The 17,965-nt window shown below is 68.6% G+C and carries 13 protein-coding genes and 1 pseudogene; 4 read left to right on the top strand and 10 right to left on the bottom strand.

Translation table 11 applies throughout. The annotated features are described in order from the left end of the window. Positions 1-53 precede the first annotated feature (53 nt). The 10 genes and pseudogenes from flhA to ASC70_RS25965 form a co-directional block, all read right to left on the bottom strand. Complete coding sequence (gene flhA / locus ASC70_RS08935) at positions 54-2,156, bottom strand: flagellar biosynthesis protein FlhA (RefSeq protein ID WP_056049090.1); 2,103 nt, start codon at positions 2,154-2,156, stop codon at positions 54-56. Between the two features lie 134 nt (positions 2,157-2,290). Then, positions 2,291-3,664: a sigma-54-dependent transcriptional regulator FlbD gene (gene flbD / locus ASC70_RS08930; RefSeq protein ID WP_056049087.1), complete on the bottom strand. Its 1,374-nt coding sequence runs from the start codon at positions 3,662-3,664 to the stop codon at positions 2,291-2,293. A 29-nt stretch (positions 3,665-3,693) separates the two neighbouring features. Further along, positions 3,694-4,026: a flagellar motor switch protein FliN gene (gene fliN / locus ASC70_RS08925; RefSeq protein WP_047410423.1), complete on the bottom strand. Its 333-nt coding sequence runs from the start codon at positions 4,024-4,026 to the stop codon at positions 3,694-3,696. 28 nt (positions 4,027-4,054) lie between these two features. Beyond that, positions 4,055-4,690 (bottom strand): flagellar assembly protein FliH, encoded by a 636-nt coding sequence (locus ASC70_RS08920; RefSeq protein ID WP_047410420.1) that lies wholly within the window; start codon positions 4,688-4,690, stop codon positions 4,055-4,057. Between the two features lie 10 nt (positions 4,691-4,700). Further along, a complete protein-coding gene (gene fliG, locus ASC70_RS08915; RefSeq protein ID WP_047410418.1) occupies positions 4,701-5,723 on the bottom strand; it encodes a flagellar motor switch protein FliG in 1,023 nt (340 codons plus the stop codon). Beyond that, positions 5,723-7,387, bottom strand: a complete 1,665-nt coding sequence (fliF, locus tag ASC70_RS08910) for a flagellar basal-body MS-ring/collar protein FliF (protein WP_056049086.1) — start codon at positions 7,385-7,387, stop codon at positions 5,723-5,725. The genes fliG and fliF overlap by 1 nt, the downstream gene beginning before the upstream one ends. A gap of 278 nt (positions 7,388-7,665) precedes the next feature. Beyond that, the gene (sciP, locus tag ASC70_RS08905; protein WP_047410412.1) at positions 7,666-7,947 is read right to left on the bottom strand and encodes a CtrA inhibitor SciP; all 282 of its coding nucleotides are present in this window, start codon (positions 7,945-7,947) and stop codon (positions 7,666-7,668) included. Between the two features lie 167 nt (positions 7,948-8,114). Continuing rightward, complete coding sequence (flgE, locus tag ASC70_RS08900) at positions 8,115-9,887, bottom strand: flagellar hook protein FlgE (protein ID WP_056049083.1); 1,773 nt, start codon at positions 9,885-9,887, stop codon at positions 8,115-8,117. A gap of 131 nt (positions 9,888-10,018) precedes the next feature. Continuing rightward, positions 10,019-10,714 (bottom strand): flagellar hook assembly protein FlgD, encoded by a 696-nt coding sequence (locus ASC70_RS08895; protein ID WP_056049080.1) that lies wholly within the window; start codon positions 10,712-10,714, stop codon positions 10,019-10,021. A gap of 14 nt (positions 10,715-10,728) precedes the next feature. After that, positions 10,729-11,226: pseudogene (locus tag ASC70_RS25965) on the bottom strand (flagellar hook-length control protein FliK); the annotation flags it as partial. A gap of 1,771 nt (positions 11,227-12,997) precedes the next feature. Here ASC70_RS25965 and flgK point away from each other — a divergent pair. The 4 genes from flgK (at position 12,998) to ASC70_RS08870 (ending at position 17,964) form a co-directional block, all read left to right on the top strand. Next, positions 12,998-15,115: a flagellar hook-associated protein FlgK gene (flgK, locus tag ASC70_RS08885; RefSeq protein WP_056049074.1), complete on the top strand. Its 2,118-nt coding sequence runs from the start codon at positions 12,998-13,000 to the stop codon at positions 15,113-15,115. Between the two features lie 3 nt (positions 15,116-15,118). Then, the gene (locus ASC70_RS08880; RefSeq protein ID WP_056049071.1) at positions 15,119-16,042 is read left to right on the top strand and encodes a flagellin; all 924 of its coding nucleotides are present in this window, start codon (positions 15,119-15,121) and stop codon (positions 16,040-16,042) included. Between the two features lie 178 nt (positions 16,043-16,220). Then, positions 16,221-17,441, top strand: coding sequence for a tRNA 2-thiouridine(34) synthase MnmA (gene mnmA, locus ASC70_RS08875; RefSeq protein WP_056049067.1), 1,221 nt, complete (start codon positions 16,221-16,223; stop codon positions 17,439-17,441). 67 nt (positions 17,442-17,508) lie between these two features. Next, the gene (locus ASC70_RS08870; RefSeq protein WP_056049064.1) at positions 17,509-17,964 is read left to right on the top strand and encodes a DUF4126 family protein; all 456 of its coding nucleotides are present in this window, start codon (positions 17,509-17,511) and stop codon (positions 17,962-17,964) included. Position 17,965: the final 1 nt, after the last annotated feature.

Raw genomic sequence — 17,965 nt, 5'->3', positions numbered from 1 at the left:
ACAAAATGGGCGGTCGGCCCTGGCGCGGCCGCTCCTTTTTAGAGACGCGGTCTTTAGACCATTCCCACCGTCTTCAGGCGGGCGCGGGGGTGGATCTCGTTCTGGCTCATCACCACGGTCTGGCCGCGGAAGCGCTCGATGATCGAGCGGACGTAGGGACGCACGCCGGGGCTGGTCAGCAGCACGGCGGCCTCGCCGGCCAGGGCGGCGCGCTCGAAGGCGTCGCGGACGCCGCGGATGAAGTCCTGCAGGCGCGAGGGCGGCAGGGCCAGCTGCTTGTCGTCGCCGGGCCCGATCAGGGCTTCGGCGAACGCCTGCTCCCATTCGGCCGACAGGGTGATGATCGGCAGCGCGCCGTCGTCGCCGCGGTTGGCCCAGCACAGCTGGCGGGCCAGACGGGCGCGGACCTGCTCGACGAGCTGGGTAACCGAGGCGGTGTGCGGCGCGGCCTCGCCGATGCCTTCCAGGATCTGCGGCAGGTCGCGGATCGAGACCCGCTCGCGCAACAGCGACTGCAGCACGCGCTGGACCGTGGTGGCCGTGGCGGTGCCGGGGATCAGGTCGTCGACCAGCTTGCGCTGCGCCTCGGGCAGCTCCTTCAGGAGCTTCTGGACCTCGGCGTAGGACAGCAGGTCGGCCATGTTCTCCTTGAGGATCTCGGTCAGGTGCGTGGTCAGCACCGTGGCCGGATCGACGACCGTGTAGCCGCGGAAGGTGGCTTCCTCGCGCAGGTCGTCGGCGATCCAGGTGGCCGGCAGGCCGAAGGCGGGCTCGCGCACGTGCTCGCCGGGCAGCTCGACCTGGCCGCCACGCGGGTCCATGGCCATCAGGCAGCCCAGGCGCACCTCGCCGGCCCCGGCCTCCATCTCCTTGATGCGGATCGCGTAGCCCTGGTTGGCCAGGCGCATGTTGTCGAGGATCCGCACCGGCGGCATGACGAAGCCGAACTCGCCGGCCAGGGTCTTGCGCAGGGCGCGGATCTGGTCGGTCAGCTTGCGGCCGTCCAGGTCGTTGATCAGGGTCAGCAGGCCGTAGCCCAGCTCGATCTTGACGTCGTCGATGGCTAGCGAGGCGCTGATCGGCTCTTCCTCGGCCTCCGCCGGCGTGGCCGCTTCCAGCAGGGACGGATCGATGGGCTTTGGTTTCTTGGCGTCCTGGATGCGCTTGTAGGCCAGGGCCCCCGCGCCCAGGGACACCGCCGCGAACGGGATGATCGGCATGCCCGGGATCAGGGCGATGATGCCGGCCGAGGCCGAGACCATGCCCAGTGCGGCCGGGTTCATGGCCAGCTGGGTGACCAGGGCCTTGTCCGCCGAGCCTTCGACGCCGGCCTTGGAGACGACCATGCCGGCGGCGATCGAGATGACCAGGGCCGGGATCTGGCTGACCAGGCCGTCGCCGATGGTCATGATCGTGTACGAGGACGCGGCCTCGCCGATCGGGATCTTGTGCTGGACGACACCGATGATGATGCCGCCGATGATGTTGATGCCGGTGATGATCAGGCCGGCGATCGCGTCGCCCTTCACGAACTTGCTGGCGCCGTCCATGGCCCCGAAGAACGTGCTTTCCTGCTCCAGTTCCTTGCGGCGGATCTTGGCGTGTTCCTGGTCGATCAGGCCCGTCGACAGATCGGCGTCGATCGCCATCTGCTTGCCGGGCATGGAGTCCAGGGTGAAGCGGGCCGCCACTTCGGCGATCCGGCCCGAACCCTTGGTGACGACCATGAAGTTCACCACCACCAGGATGATGAAGATGATCACCCCGATGACGAAGTTGCCCTGCATCATCAGGTGACCGAAGGCCTCGATGACCGCGCCGGCCCCGCCGGTGCCTTCCTGGCCGTGGCCGAGGATCAGGCGGGTCGAGGCGACGTTCAGGCCCAGGCGATACAGGGTCGCGACCAGCAGGACGGTCGGGAACGAGGTGAATTCCAGCGGCTTCTTGATCAGCACCGCCGTCATCAGGATCAGCACCGACCCCGTCAGCGAGACCGCCAGCAGCAGGTCCAGCAGGACCGGCGGGACGGGCAGGATCAACAGGACGATGATGCCGACGACGCCCAGAGCCAGGCCCATTTCGCCGCGCAGGAACCCGTCCAGCAGCGACCTGGCGCTGGGCATGGATCTGGCGGTCGGGGCGGCGGCGTCGGCCATTCGGAACCTTGAACCGTGGATGGAGCTAGACCAGCGCTTGAAGCGATTTGCGGCCCGCCGCCATCTCCTTAACCAAAATTAGCCATGTTCGGCGCCGGACGGATGGTCGCGGCGCCGCGACATGTTGACCGCCCTCAGGCGGCGGCGCCGATGCCCCCTTGCGGCGGCGGAACCGGGACGCCGGCGTCCGAATATTCCTTCAGCTTGTTGCGCAGGGTGCGGATCGAGATGCCCAGGATGTTGGCGGCGTGGGTGCGGTTGCCCAGGCAGTGCTCCAGGGTGTCGATGATCAGCTGCTGCTCGACCTCGGCGACGGTCGAGCCGACGAAGGTGCGCGAGACGGCGTCGGCGGCCATCTGGGCGCCGCGGGCCACCGCGACGTCCGGGGCCGGCGCGGGCGCCAGCTGCTGACCGTCCGGCAGGCGGATGGCGAACTCCTCGATCTCCGGGCCGGTCGACAGCAGCACCGCGCGGTGCATGGCGTTTTCCAGCTCCCGGACGTTGCCCGGCCAGCGGTGGGCGAGCAGCCGGCGCTTGGCCTCGGCCGAGATGGGCTTTTCCGGCACGCCGTTGGCGGCCGAGTACTTCTTCACGAAGAACTCGCACAGGCTGAACACGTCGCCCGGACGCTCGCGCAGCGGCGGCAGGCGCAGGTTCACGACGTTCAGGCGGTAGAGCAGGTCTTCGCGGAACACGCCGTCCTTCACGGACTGGACGAGGTCGCGGTTGCTGGTGGCCAGGATGCGGATATTGACCTTGACCGGCTTGGAGCCGCCGACGCGGTCGATCTCGCGTTCCTGGATGGCGCGCAGCAGCTTGGCCTGCAGGCGCACGTCCATTTCGCTGATTTCGTCCAGCAGCAGGGTGCCGCCGTCGGCTTCCTCGAACTTGCCGATGCGGCGGGCCATGGCGCCGGTGAAGGCGCCCTTCTCGTGGCCGAACAGCTCGCTTTCCAGCAGGTTCTCGGGGATGGCGGCGCAGTTGACCGAGATGAACGGCGCCTTGGCCCGGCGCGACTTGCCGTGGACGTAGCGGGCCATGACCTCCTTACCCGAACCGCTTTCGCCGGTGATCAGGATCGAGGCGTCGGACGGGGCGACCTGGTCGGCCAGCTTGATCACCGACTCCATGGCCGGGTCGCGGACGACCATCGGCTTTTCGTCGTCGGTGACCGCGGCCAGGACGGCGGCGATCAGCTCGGCGTCCGGCGGCAGCGGGATGAATTCCTTGGCCCCGGCCTTGATGGCGGCGGCGGCGCGCATCGGGTCGGCGTCGACGCCGCAGGCCACCACCGGCACCCGCATCCGCTCGGCCTCGTTGGCCGCGATCAGCGCGGCGATGTCCAGCGCGTAGTCGACCATCAGGAGGTCGGCGCCCTGCCCCGCGCGCAGCGCGTTGGTCGCCTGCTCCGCCGTTTCGACGTGCGAGACCTTCGCGCCCGCGTTCATCGCCATCTTCACGGCGACCGAGAGCTGCCCGTTCAGTTTTCCGACGACCAGAAGCCGCATGTTCTACTCTCCCTCACGGACAGCAGGGCTTAGCCCTGGTCGCCGTCCTTGATGATTTCCGTCATGGTCACGCCCAGGCGCTCGTCGACGACGACGACCTCGCCCCGGGCGACCAGGCGGTTGTTGACGTAGATGTCGATGGCCTCGCCGACCTTGCGGTCCAGTTCCAGGATCGACCCCTGCGAAAGCTGCAGCAGCTGCGCCACCGACATGTGGGCGCGCCCCAGCACCGCCGAGATGTTGACCGGCACGTCGAAGACGGGGGCCAGGTCCGAGGCGGTCTTGTCGCTGAGCTCGACCGGCGCTTCGGACGCCAGCATGGCGCTTCCGAATTCGTCGAGCGGGAGATTGTCTTCGGCCATCACAGTCAGCCTTCGCTGGGTAATCTTGCTAAGTGAACAGGGGTTCGGCGTGGAGGCCTTCGGCGGCGATGGCCGCTTCCAGCGCTTCGGCGACGCGCTGGGCGGCGCCTTCCGGGTCGAAGGCCGCGCGGCCCTCGCCCCAGTCGAAAGTGAAGGCCGCGGGGGCCATGGCGCCGTCGGCGCGGGCGACGATCTGGCCCTGGAAGCCGATCTGAACCGCCACGTGCTCCAGCGCCTGCTGGGTGCGCTCCTCCAGCTCGGGCGAGACCCGGACGAAGATGCGCGGTTGGGCCTCGACCTCGCGGGCCAGGGCCTCGAGGGCCGCCGTGACCGGGGCCTCGGGGAAGTGGATCAGGGCCGCGTCGGCGATCTTGCGGCCGCAGGCCAGGGCCAGCATGGCCGAGCCTTCGCGGTGCTCGTGCGCCACGTGGGTCAGGGTCTCGAAGGCCTGCTGCACGGCGTGGGCGACCTCGCCCAGAGCCTGGGCGGCCTCCTGCTCGGCGCGGGCCACGGCCGAACGCTCGCCGTCCTGGTAGGCCTGAGCCTTGGCGGCCTCGACCTCCTCGAGGGTGAAGTTCTTCTTCACCTTCGGCGGCGTGTAGGAGCCGCCGCGGTCGTCGAAGACCGTGTCGAAGCCAAATCTGCGGTGAGGGGTGTCGTTCATGCCATCCGCCTCAGTAGATCAGCTCGTCGTCGCCGCCCGAGCCGGCCAGCATGATCTCGCCCTTGGCGGCCAGATCCTTGGCGACCTGCACCATGCCCACCTGGGCGGCGTCGACGTCCTTCAGGCGCACGGGGCCCATGCTTTCCATGTCCTCGCGCATGATCTTGGCGGCGCGTTCCGACATGTTCGAGAAGAACAGGTCGCGCAGCTTGTCCGAGGCGCCCTTCAGGGCCAGGGCCAGCTGTTCCTTGCTGGTGCCGCGCAGCAGCGTCTGGATGCCGCCCGGGTCCAGCTTGGCCAGATCCTCGAACACGAACATCAGGGCGCGGATGCGCTCGGCCGCCTCGCGGTTGCGCTCTTCCAGCGCGGCGATGAAGCGGGCTTCGGTCTGGCGGTCGAAGTTGTTGAAGATCTCGGCCATCATCTCGTGGCTGTCGCGCTTGGACGTGCGCGCCAGGTTCGACATGAATTCGGTGCGCAGGGTCATCTCGATCTTGTCGAGGATCTCGCGCTGCACCGGCTCCATCCGCAACATGCGGGTGACGCATTCCAGGGCGAAGTCTTCCGGCAGGCAGGCCAGCACGCGGGCGGCGTGGTCGCTCTTCACCTTCGACAGCACCACCGCGACGGTCTGCGGGTATTCGTTCTTCAGATAGTTGGCGAGCACGGCCTCGTTCACGTTGCCGAGCTTGTCCCACATGGTTCGACCCGCCGGACCGCGGATCTCCTCCATCAGGGCGTCGACCTTCTCCTGCGGCATGAAGGCCGCCAGCAGGCGCTGGGTCTGTTCGTACGAGCCCATGATCGCGCCCGTCGAGCTCATGCCCGAGACGAACTCGACCAGCAGCTCTTCCACGACGGAGGCGGAAACCGTGCCAAGGCCGGCCATGGCCTGGGAGACTTCCTTGATCTCCTCGTCGTCCAGGGCTTCCCAGATCTTGGTGTGATCCTCGCCGAGCGCGAGCAGAACGATCGCGGCCTTCTCGGGCCCCGAAAGGTTCTTCACGTCATTGATGGCGGCTTTCATGGCCATCAGGTCGACTCGTGCAGCCAGTTACGGAGGATCGCCACCGACTCGTCGGGATGCTTCTCGACGAACTCGGAGACACGCTTGATCGACGAGGCCTTAACCTGGCCCTCGATCTTGGCGATGTCGATGCGCTGGTCGATGTCGCTGCCCCCCGAGGGACCGGCGATCGCCATCGGCTCSCCCGCCTGGTCGACCACGACCTGCTGCTGGGTGCCGTCCGACAGGGTGACCAGGCGGGTGACCGCCTGGCCCGTGGGACCAGCCAGAGCCATCTGGGCCGGGGCCGGCGCCGACAGGTTCTTGATGAACGGGCGGACCGCGAACAGCATGACCAGCAAGGCCACGACGCCCAGGACGCCCAGTTCGGCGAAGCGCATGATGTCGTTCTTGTCGAAGCCGGCCAGCAGGCCCTGCTTCTCCAGGCCCTGGTCCTCGGGCTGCGGGAACTTGATGTTGGTGACCTTGACCTGGTCGCCGCGGGCGGCGTCGAAGCCGACGGCGGTCTTCACCAGTTCCTCGATCTGCGCGATCTCCTGGGCGGTGCGCGGGGTATAGGCGCCCGGCTTGCCATCCTTGCCGGCGGGCGCGGTGATCCCGTCGATGGCGACGGCCACGGCGACCTTCTTGATCGTGCCCGGCTCCTGGACCGTGGTCTTCACGGACTTGGAGATCTCGTAGTTGGTGACGCTCTCGTTCTGGTTCGAGCGCGAGCCCAACTGCTGGAAGCCGTTGGCGCCCTGGCCGCCCGGCACGTTGGCCGCCGCGGTGACGCCCGAGGTGTCGTCGTTCTTGGTTTCGCTGTTGCCGGCTTCGTTGGTGCTTTCCGAACGGATCACCTGGCCATCGGGATCGAAGCGCTCTTCCTGGGTGGTGACGCGGTTCAGGTCCAGGTCGGCGGTGACGTTGACCCGCGCCTTGCCCGGGCCCAGGACGCCCTCGATCATGTCCTTGACGGTCTTGGCGATGCGGGCCTCGGCCTCGGTGCGGCGGTCGGCGGCTTCCTTGCCGGCCAGGCTCTCGTCGCTGGGGGCCGACAGGGTCTTGCCGTGCTGGTCGATGACCGCGACCTTTTCGGCCTTCATGTTCGGGACCGACGAGGACACCAGGTTCTGGATGGCGCGGACCATGTCGGTGGCCGGCTCGCGGGCCCCGACGCCGATGGTGACGGCGGCCGACGGTTGCTCGGCGTCCTCCTCGAACAGCTGGCGCTTGGGCAGCACCAGATGGACGCGGACGCTGTTGACGCCCTGCATGGCCTTGATGGTGCGTTCCAGCTCGCCCTGCAGGGCGCGTTGACGGTTCAGTTGCTGGACGAAGTCGGTCTGACCCAGCGCGTTGTTGCCGTCGAAGATTTCGTAGCCGATCGAGCCCGAGCTCACGAGGCCCTTGCCGGCGACCATCAGGCGGGCGCTGGCGACCTTGTCGCGCGCCACCATGATCGTCGAGCCGTCGCCCTTGGCCTGGTACTTGATGCCGGCCTGGTCGAGCGCCGCGGTGACTTCCGAGGCTTCCTTCAGGTCCAGGTTCGAATAGAGCAGCTCATTGGGCTCCTTGCCCATGAACATGACCAGCGCGACCAGCACGGCGACGACACCCGCGCCGACACCGAGCATCGCGGCCAGACGCCCGACGCCGAAACGCTGAATTGAACCTAGAAAGCTTTCCACGAAGCCCCATCCCCTGCTCAACGCCCCCGAAGGGACGCCCGACGTCCGAACGAAAACCGTCCGTCGGTAGGCAGGATTTACCCAGTTCAAGGTAAACGAGGCGTTTATATTTGGCCGCCGGAGGGGCTTCCGATGGCGCCAAAACGTCGCGGCCGCGCCCTTTCGGGCGCGGCCGCTGAACGTCTTCAACCCCTTTGGGCGCAAGGCCCGCGAGGTTTTTAGGGACGACGAGGGGTGGTCACATTAACGCACCCTTCAAAACATCCCTGAGCAGACCCTTAACGGTACTGCTGGATCCGCGTCGTACGCAGACCCGCCAGGCCGTGCCGGTCGATCGACTGCTGCCAGGCGAGGAATTCCTCGTTGGTCAGCTTGTAGCGGTCGCACGCCTCGTCGAGCGAGAGCAGGCCCCCGCGGACGGCGGCGACCACCTCGGCCTTGCGCCGGATCACCCAACGCTGGGTTTCCGGAGGCGGCAAATCGGAGAGAGTTAGAGGCGCGCCGGTCGGACCGATCACGTACTTCTCACCCCGGCTGTTCGTGCGCTGCTGCTGCAACATGGCTTTACGCCTTTCCACAACCATCACTGTTGAAGGCCACTATAGGCGCCGCCTAATAACAGCGGCTTAATTCCAATAGTAAAGAAAGGCCTAAACAAGACGGCTCCTCAACAATCCGTAGTGTCTCGATGTGAAACACAAGAATTAAAGAGCGTTAATCCCTATGATCAGCGCTTAATATTCAGAAGCTCTTCAAGCATCTGATCCGCGGTTGTAATGATCTTCGACGACGCCGAGTAAGCACGCTGGGTCGTGATCAGGCCCGTGAACTCCGTCGACAGGTCGACAGTCGAAGCTTCCAAGGTCGAGGGGGCCAGCGCGCCGGCGCCGCCCTGGCCCGGAGCCTTGAGGCTGTAGGTGCCGCTCTCGTTGGTGACGCGATAGGCGTTGCCGTTGACGCCCTTCAGGCCGTTCGGGTTGCTGAAGGTGGCCACGGCGACCTGGGCGATCCGGCGGGTGACGCCGTTGTCGAAGATGGCCGAGACATAGCCGTCGTCATCCACCTCGATGTTGGTCAGGTTGCCGAACGCCGTACCGTTGGTGTTCACCGACTGGACGACCGACTGGCTGTTGTACTGGGTCAGGCCGCCGGCGGCGTTGGCCAGGTCGATCTGGACGGCCTGGGTGTCGATGCCCAGGGCGTCGGCCCAGGTCGGCGGCTGCGGGGTCGGCGGCACGGTGACCGGGACCGGCGGGGTGCCCGAGGCCTGGATGGTGATCGAGGTCGGGTTCGTCAGGCCGAACAGGCCGCCGGTGCTCTGCAGCTTGCCGTCGGTGGTGAAGGTGACGATGCCCGTGCTGATCAGACCGTTGCCGTTGTTGGACAGGTCGCCCGGCTTGGCGCGCAGTTCGGCGTACCACTGGTTCGGGCCGGGGCCCTTCAGCATCGACAGGGTGACCGTGCGCTGGCCGCCCTTGGAGTCCGACAGCGGGATCTGGATCTCGAAGTCCGGCTTCACGCCCTTGGTGTTGTCCTGGGCGTAGTCCGACATCGACCAGGTGGCCGGGTCGTAAAGCTTGCCGGCCTTGGCGTCGACGTCGTCGGTGGCGCCGCCGACCACGCCCAGGGCGGCGAGGTTGACCGTGGTGCCGGCGCCGTCGATGTCGACGGTCGTCAGGCTGGCGCTGGGCGTCACCCCCTTCGGGGCCAGGGTGGAGCTGACCAGGGCGCCGGTGGCCGGGTCGTAGCCGACCGTGCCGGTGGCGACGAGGACGCCGTTTTCCTTGATGTCCAGCTGATACTCGTTGTTGCCCGAAGCGGCCGGGTTGGCCAGGCCGGTCGAGCTGTAGACCACGTCGTAGTTGTGGTTCACCGACGGCGTGGCGCTGTCCGGCACGAGGGTCTTCGACGGCGAGCCGGCGGTGCCGACCTTGTACGAGACGGCCGCGGCCACCGGCTGTTCCGAGCGGAGGTTGGCGTTGACGCCGACGCGGGTGGTCTTCTCGGCCGTGCCGCCGACGGTGCCGACGTTGATCGACGACAGCTGCATCAGGTCCGACGGGTCGGGCGTGATCATGCCGCTGACCGGATCGGCCAGCCAGCCTTGCAGATAGAGGCCGGCGTCGTTGCGCAGGTAGCCCAGGTTGTCCAGCTGGAACGAACCGGCGCGGGTGAACGAGCGGGTGTCGGTCGCGGTCAGGTCTTCCGGCTTTTCGGTGGTGACAAAGAAGCCCGAGCCCGAGATCGACAGATCGAGGTTCGAGGTCGTCGACTGGGTCAGGCCCTGCTGGCTGACATACTGGTGCGTCTGGGCCTTCACGCCGCCGGCGCTGTAAGCCTGGTTCTTCGAGCCCGAGGTCACCAGGGTCGAGAAGTTGGCGCTGGAGCGCTTGTAGCCGACCGTGTTGACGTTGGCGATGTTGTCCGAGATGGCGGCCAGGGCCGACGAGTTCGCGATCAGGCCGGAGACGCCGGCGAGCATGGCGCTGTTGATGCTCATGACTGAATTCCTGCTTCTAAATGGGGTTCGAAGGGTTCAGCGCTGTTTGCGTTTGGGTCCGGGGGAAGACCGTCTTCCGGGGGACCGCGTCGGCGTCGTTCTGACGCCCGTTCGATGGGTGTTCGTCGGTGTTAGGCGGCGGCCGCGACGGGAGGGTTCTTCACCCCCACCACGCTGTCGATCGGGATGGAGACGCCGCCGATCATGACCATCGTCTGGCCGGAGGCGTTGTCGACGCCGGTCACGACGCCTTCGGTGCGGCCCTTGATGTTGGAGGCCTTGATCTCCTTGCCGTCGCCGCTCTTGGCGGTGACCGCGACGGTGTAGACGCCGCCGTCGGGCAGTTGGGCCCCGCTGTCGTCCTTGCCGTCCCAGGTGATCTCGTGGTTGCCGCTCTTCTGGTCTTCCGGCTTCAGAGTGCGGACGACCTTGCCGGCGGCGTTCTTCACTTCCACGATCAGCGAGGTCGAGGCGCTCGGCTGGGTCCACGAGAACGTCGCCTGCTTGTCCTTCAGGGTCGAGCTGTCGGAGGTCGCCGTCACCTGCTTGCCGATCATCGAGACGCCTTCGGACAGGCCCGTGCCGGTGTTCATGCCGACCAGGGCGGCCAGCAGGTCGTTGGTGACCAGCTGCTGCTCGACGCCCGTCATGGACGTGATCTGCTGAGTCATCTGGGTCGTGTCGGTGGGCGACAGCGGATCCTGGTTCTTCAGCTGGGTGGTCAGCAGCTTCAGGAACGTCTCCTTGTTGGCGGCGAGAGACGTGCGCGAGTTGTTGATCTTGTCCAGGACCGACGAGGTGTTCTGCGACGAGACGGCGGTAGCCATGGCTCGTTCCTTCCTTAGATCCGGATGTCCAAACCGCTGTCCGCGACCGTCTTCAGGCCTGGCAGCAGTTCGGGGGTGAGGGCGATGTCGTCTTCGGCGTTCATGGCGGCCTTGAAGGCGCGACCCGAGAAGGCGCGCTGGCCCTGGTCGTTCCAGCCGTCGAAGGCGAAGAAGGGGTTCGGGTTCTGGCCGCCGTTCTGGCTCGACACGTCGAAGCTCAGAGCGTTGTCGGCCACGTTGAAACCGGCGTCGGCCAGGGCCTGGCGGAGCTCATTGGCCTTGCCGCGCAGTTCCTGGGCGGCGTGGACGGTGTCGAACTTCAGCGCCGCGGTCAGGGCGCCGTCGCGGCCGATCTCGATGCGCACGTCGACCTTGCCCAGATTGTCCGGGGTCAGGGTCACGTCGAAGCGGGTGGCCTTGGCGTCGGCCTTCTTGACGATCTCGGCCGACAGGGCCGCGACGGTCTCGGGCGAGCCGCGGACCGGCGCCGGGGCGGCGGCCGGGGCGCTGGCGGCCTGGGCCTGGACGACGGGGGCCGGCGCGGCCAGGGCGTTGGTGTCGATCGCGGCGCTGGCGGCGGCCGGAGCGTCGACCGGCGCGATCGTCGCGGCGGTGTTGTCCGAGCCCTTCGAGTCCGCGTTCGTGTCGCTGCCCCCATGGCCGGCGGAGCCGGCGGCGACGGCGGTCACGGCCTGGGCGGTCTCGACGGCGACGGCGTCGGCGGCCTTGGCCTGGGCGGCCAGGGGCGACGGCGCGGCCTTCGGGGCCTCGGCGGTCTTGGTCTGGGCGGCGGCTTCCGGCGCGGCGGCCTCGGCGACATCCGCGACGTTCGCGACGACCTCGGTCGCGACGGCCTCGCCGGCGACCGGCGCGGTCTCGGCGACGATCTGGGCCTGGACGGGCGCGGCGAGCGGTGCGGCCACGGGGGCCGGAGCGGCGGGCTGGGCGATCGCCGCCTTCGGCGCTTCGGCCGGCTTGCCGGCGTCGGGGGTCTTGGTCTCGGCGGTCTTGACGTCCGCGGCCTGCGGCGTGGTCAGGTCGCCGGCCGCGATCGAGGTCGCGTCGTCGGCGCCCAGCTGCGCCAGGGCTTCCAGAGCGGCGGCGTCAACGGCCTGGCCTTCCGGCGCGACGGCGGCCTGGGCGACCGGCGCGGCGGCCGGAGCGGCCGCCGGCTGAGCTTGAGCCGCCTGAAGGGTTTGAGCGGCTTGAGCAGCGACGGGGGCGGCGACCGGCGCGGCCTCGACGGCGGCGGCGAAGTCGGCCGCCTGGCCGGCCGCGACGGCCGTGGCGTCGACCGCCGGCTGGGCGGCGGTGACGACCTCGGTCTGGACCGGGGCCTGCACGGGAACGGTCATGGCCGCGATCAGGGTGGCGGCGGCCTGGGCGGCGGCGTCGGTCGCGTCGACCTGGCCGGCGTCCTTATTAGAGGCCTTGTCCGAAGCCTTGTCGTCGCCCTTGTCGGCGGCGGCGTCGCTCTTGGCGTCCTTGGCGGCGTCGGCGCGATCGGCGGCCCGATCGGCGACGGCGTCGGCCTTGGCGTCCTGAGCCGCGTCGGCGCGCTCATCGACCTTGGCGTCGGTCTTGTCGGCCTTGGCGTCGGCGCGATCTGCGGCCTTGGCGTCGGCGGCCTTGCCATCGGCCTTGGCCGGCTTGTCGGCGGCCTTGGCGTCACGATCCGCGTCGCGGTCGTCGCGCTTGCTGTCCGGCCGCGAGGGAGCCTGGGCGCGGGGCGCCGGCGTGTCGTCGGTCCTGCCGGCGATCGACAGCAGGGCGTCGAAGCCGTCGCTGGACGACTTGGCGCCCGCGGCCGGGGTCGGCGCGGCGGGTAGAGCGGCGGTAGGGGCGGCGATCGCGGTCATTCGCAGTCGTTGCTCGCTTGGGCTCGGTGGGGTGGCGGTCCATGACGAACACGCCGGTGTCGGCCTTCCTCTGAGCAACGGTCGGGCCAACTCGCCAAAACGTCATCAAGCCCATGATTTCATTCGTTTTAATGGCTTGTTTACGAAGCAAAATCGCTCTCGATGCGGCGCTTTTTGCCGAGTCCGATCGGTCGCGACGGACGGGAGTTGCCGCGTCGCCGCGTCGCAAGGACGCCCCTGGGTCAGTTGGCGCCGTCCTTGCGCAGTGTGACCTGTCGAATTTCCGACCGCCGGAACATATCGCCATGAATTTCAATGGCTTGGTACAAATCAGGGGCTTGATCCCCTCCCCCGCCCGGCAAGTTTCGCCGGGCAAGGGCGCGTCATGTGTTGCGCGGTTTGCCCAGCTTAAGGGAGTCTCCGCATGTCGCTGAATGCGATCATGAACACGGCGACGTCCGGCATGATGGCCGCGCAGACGGGTCTGCGCGTCACGTCGGACAACATCGCCAACGTCAACACCACGGGCTACGTCCGCAAGACGATCGCCCAGTCGAACCTGCTGTCGGGCGGCATGGGCGTCGGCGTCAGCATCGACGCCATCAAGCGCGCCACCGACCGCTTCCTGCAGTCGGCCAGCCTGAACGCCGCCTCGGACAGCAACCGGGCCGGCGCCATCTCGCAGGCCCTGAACACCGCCCAGCAGCTGTTCGGCGACCCCAGCGGCGACACCAGCTTCTTCTCGACCCTGGACGACATCTTCACAGCCTTCTCCTCGGCCCAGGACGATCCGTCGTCTTCCCTGCTGCGCACCCAGGCGCTCACGCGGGTGGACGACTTCCTCAGTGAATCGAGCCGGATCACCTCGTCGCTGTCCAAGCTGGGCAAGGACGCCGACACCCGCATCTCGGCCGACGTCGACCGGGTCAACGACCTGCTGAGCCAGATCGACGGCCTCAACACCGACATCACCCGCGCCAAGGTGGCCGGGGCCGACGCCACCGGCGCCGAGAACGTCCAGAGCGGCCTGGTCGACGAGCTGTCCAAGCTGATGAACGTCCAGGTCAGCCCGCGCACCATGGGCGGCGTGGTCGTCCGCTCGACCGAAGGCCTGAACCTGGCCGGCGACGGCGCGGCCAAGGTCACCTACCAGACCTCGGCGACCGCCACCGGCTATCTGACGGTGCAGTTGGCCAACGGCTCGGTGATGCCCACCCCGCTGAACATCTCCAGCGGCGAGATCAAGGGGCTGATGGAGGTCCGCAACACCGACCTGGTCGCCCTGTCAGACCAGCTGGGCGAGTTCACCTCGCGCGCGGCCGAAGAGATCAACCGCGCCGCCAACGCCGCCTCGTCGGTCCCCGCGGCCACCACGCTGAGCGGCCGCGACACCGGCCTCGACTCGACGGCGGCCGTGACCGGCATGACCGGCAAGACGACGATCGCCCTGACCGACGCCAGCGGCGTGATGCAGCGCAGGATCGACGTCGATTTCGACACCGGAACCCTGACGGTCAACGGCGTCGCCTTGCCGCCGCCGGCCTTCACGCCGGCCGACTTCGTCAGCAAGCTGAACGCCGCCATGGGGGGTCAAGGCACGGCCGGTTTCTCGGGCGGCGCGTTGACGCTGAATGGAACCGGCGGACTGGGCGTGGCGGTCGCCGACGACCCGACCACCCCGGCCACCAAGGCCGGCAAGGGCTTCAGCCACTATTTCGGCCTCAACGACATCATCCGCACGAACGGCTATTCGCCGTACGAGACGGGCCTGACCGCCGGCGACCCGAACGGCTTCACCTCGGGCACGATGACCGTCCGCCTGACCGACGTCGAAGGCGGCCGGATCCGCGACATCAGCGTCGACCCGCCGATCGGCGGCACCATGCAGGACATGCTGGACGCCCTGAACTCCCGCGCCTCGGGCACGGGCCTCTACGGCACGTTCTCGCTGAACGGCAAAGGCCAGATCAGCTTCGCCTCGAACACGACCACGCCGGTCAGCATGTCGATCGTCGCCGACACCACCGAGCGCGGCGTCGGGGGGCCCTCGGCCAGCCAGCTGTTCGGCATCGGCCCGGCCGAGCGCAGCACCCGGGGCGAGAAGTTCTTCGTCAACGCGGCGATGGACCAGAACCCCAAGCTGCTGCCCTTCGCCCAACTGGACCTGGCCCAGGCGGTCGGCGGCAGTCCCGCCCTGGCGATCGGCGACGGTCGCGGCGCGCTGGCCCTGGCCAAGGCCGGCGAGACCATCACCAACTTCTCGGCCGCCGGCGACGCCTCGGCCGTGACCATGACCGTCTCGCGCTACGCCTCCGACTTCAGCGGATCGATCGGCCGCCGGGCGGCCACGGCCGAGAGCCGCAAGGACGCCGCCGAGGCGGTGTCCAGCGAAGTCAACAGCCAGCGCCAGTCGGAAGAGGGCGTGAACCTCGACGAAGAGCTGATCAACCTGACCACCTATCAACAAGCCTTCAACGCCTCGGCCCGCCTGATCCAGGCGACCAAGGACATGTTCGACGTGCTCGTCGGAATTATGGGGTAAGCCATGACCCGCGTCTCGACCGTCCAGAACTACAACATCATGACGTCCAACCTGATGCGGGCCCAGATCCGCCAGAACGACGTCGGCGGCCAGGTGTCCAGCCAGAAGGTCGCCACCGACCTGAAGGGCTACGCCAAGAATGCCGAGGTGCTGACCGCCATGCGCGGGACCCACACCCGGATCAACGGCCTGCTCGACCAGGCCAAGCTGGTCACCAACCGGCTGGAGATGCAGGACACCGGCATCGGCCGCGTGGCCGACGCCACCAAGACCGCGCGCGAGTCCATCGCCAACGCCCTGGCGGCCGGCAGCGCCGCGACCCTGATGCAGCAGCTGCAGGCCAATTTCGGCGACGTCGTCCAGGGGATGAACACCAAGTCGAACGGCCTCTACGTCTTCTCCGGCGCCCAGACCGACACGGCCACGACCTCGGCCACGGCCATGGCCGACCTGACCGCCGCGCCCTCGACGGCGTCGCTGTTCCACAATGACCAGTACATCACCACAAACCGCGTCGACGAGCAGACCAGCGCCAAGACCGGCGTGCTGGGCGACGCCCTGGGCACGGGCGTGTTCGACGCCTTCAAGCAGGTGCAGGCCTATGTCGACGCCAACGGTCCGTTCACCGGCAACCTGACCGACACCCAGGTCACCTTCCTCAAAGGCCTGCTGCCGACCTTCGACGCCGCCTATACCGGCGTCATCGACCTGCAGGGCAAGAACGGCGTGACCCAGAAGCGCTTCGAGAGCGCCCAGTCGGATCTCTCCAACCAGGCCGACACCCTGACCACCATGGTCGGCGGCATCACCGACGTCGACATGGCCGACGCCGTCACCCGGCTGGAGTCGGCCAAGCTGGCCGTCCAGGCCTCGGCCCAGGTGTTCACCAGCCTGCAAGCCTCGTCGCTGCTGAACGTGCTGAAGTAGGGAAGAAGATGCTCCCCCGCAGTGCGGGGGAGCTGTCGCGGAGCGACTGAGGGGGCCAACTCGGCCTCGATCCAGCTTGCCCCCTCCGGCCCTTCGGGCCACCTCCCCCGCATTGCGGGGGAGGAACCTCCTACCCCCAACCTCGCAAAACCGCCGCCGACCCGCTATATGCGCGGCCATGGACGCCGCCTTGCTGACCACCGCCGCCACCCACGAACCCGACGCGCTCATCGTCCGGGCCGTCGAACAGGTGCGCGCGGCCGTCGGCCTGCCGGAGGGGACGCGGATCGTCGCGGCCATGTCCGGCGGCGTGGACTCCACCGTCACCGCCGCCCTGCTGGCCCGCGCCGGCTACGACGTGGTGGGCGTCACCCTGCAGCTCTACGACCACGGCGCGGCGATCTCGCGCAAGGGCGCCTGCTGCGCCGGCCAGGACATCCTGGACGCCCGCATGGCCGCCGAGCGCATCGGCATCCCGCACTACGTGCTGGACTACGAAAGCCGCTTCCGCGAGCAGGTCATCGAGGACTTCGCCGACGCCTATCTGCGCGGCGAGACGCCGATCCCCTGCGTGCGCTGCAACCAGACCGTCAAGTTCCGCGACCTGCTGGACGTGGCCCGCGACCTGGGCGCCGAGGCCATGGCCACCGGCCACTACGTGCAGCGGGCGTTTACGGGCGGCGGCAACCGCCCGCAGCTGCGCCGCGCCGCCGACCCGGCCAAGGACCAGAGCTATTTCCTGTTCGCCACCACGCGCGACCAGCTGGACTTCCTGCGCTTCCCGCTGGGCGGCATGGACAAGCCGACCGTGCGCGCCGTCGCCGCGGGCCTGGGCCTGGCCATCGCCGACAAGCCCGACAGCCAGGACATCTGCTTCGTGCCCGAGGGCAAGTACACCACGGTGATCGACCGCATCCGCCCGCAAGGCGCGGAGCCGGGCGACGTCGTGCACCTGGACGGCCGCGTGCTGGGCCGCCACGAGGGCGTCACCCGCTACACGATCGGCCAGCGCCGGGGCCTGAACATCGCCGTCGGCGACCCGCTGTTCGTGGTCCGCATCGACGCCGACAAGCGCCAGGTCATCGTCGGCCCGCGCGAGGCCCTGCTGACCGCGTCGCTGACCCTCAAGGAAGGCAGCTGGCTGGGCGGCCAGGACAGCCTGGAAGCCGCCGCCGAAGAGGGCCAACCGGTCCTGGCCCGCGTCCGCTCGACCCGCGAACCCGTCGCCGGCCGCCTGGCCTTCAAGGATGGCCAGGTCGCGGTCGTGTTCGACGGGGCCGAGGAAGGCGTCGCGCCCGGCCAGGCCTGCGTACTCTACGATCCGGCCGATCCAGAACGGGTGCTGGGCGGCGGCTTCATCGCCGGCACGACGCGCCAGATGGATCTGGCCGAGGCCTAGTCTCCACGGATCAAAGCGGGCGGCGCGGGGTTTCTGTCGGAAGCCCTTCGCGCACGGAGACCCGCCCATGCTCCAGTCCCTGCTCATCGGCCTTTCGGCCGGATCCCGGTCGATGACGCCGCTGGCCGCCGTCAGCGACGCGGCCCGTCACGGCCATCTGGCGGCTGACAACCCTCCAGCGCGCTGGCTGGCCCATCCGTGGGTCGCGGCCGGCTCCAAGGCCTTGGCGGCCGGCGAGCTGTGGGGCGACAAGCTGCCCTCGGCCCCTGACCGGATCGTGCCGCTGGGCATCGCCGCGCGGCTCGTCACCGGCGGCCTGGCCGGCGCGGCTCTCGCGCCTCGGCGACGGGTGGTGCTCGGCGCCGTGGTCGGGGCGAGCGCGGCGGTCGCCGCCGCCTATGTCACCTTCGGCGCCCGGATGAAGGCCATGCGCCGGTTCGGCCAGACCTCGACCGGCCTGGTCGAGGACGCCCTGACCGTCGGCGCCGCCCAGCTGGTCACCCGCGCCCTGCCGCGCCGCTGAA

The sequence above is a fragment of the Caulobacter sp. Root343 genome (assembly GCF_001425745.1).
Taxonomy (GTDB): Bacteria; Pseudomonadota; Alphaproteobacteria; order Caulobacterales; family Caulobacteraceae; genus Caulobacter.
Note: the sequence above shows the minus strand (reverse complement) of the source record. Positions and strands in the feature narration are given on the sequence as shown.